The sequence below is a fragment of the Veillonella parvula genome, from assembly GCF_024461875.1.
GTDB classification, from domain to species: domain Bacteria; phylum Bacillota; class Negativicutes; order Veillonellales; family Veillonellaceae; genus Veillonella; species Veillonella parvula_I.
Genome location: NZ_JANGAL010000056.1, coordinates 1 through 263, shown reverse-complemented (window position 1 = coordinate 263; position 263 = coordinate 1). Strand labels below are relative to the sequence as shown.

Sequence of the window (263 nt, the reverse complement as noted above, 5' to 3'; positions counted from 1 at the left end):
TTTTCTTTAAAAATCAATAATTTATCCCCCGTTTTCACATTTTCATTGTCCATAGAATTAACTTCCATAATACCGGATACCGTCGTCATATATTTTTTTGCCAGACTCCACAAATCTTCCCCATCCTGCACAATATGACCGACGATCCCCGGGCGTTTTACAGAAGCGTCCGTATCGAACTGCCGTTCGGAAACATTCGTGATCATACTTGCCGATATCAGCTTTTTCAAAAAGATATCAAAGGTCAGCACCGCCTTCACTTC

1 protein-coding gene is annotated in these 263 nt (G+C 41.1%); it reads right to left on the bottom strand.

The genetic code is table 11. The annotated features are described in order from the left end of the window. Positions 1-263 (bottom strand): LysM peptidoglycan-binding domain-containing protein (locus NE668_RS09845; protein ID WP_256196801.1); only part of this gene is annotated, 263 nt, incomplete at both ends.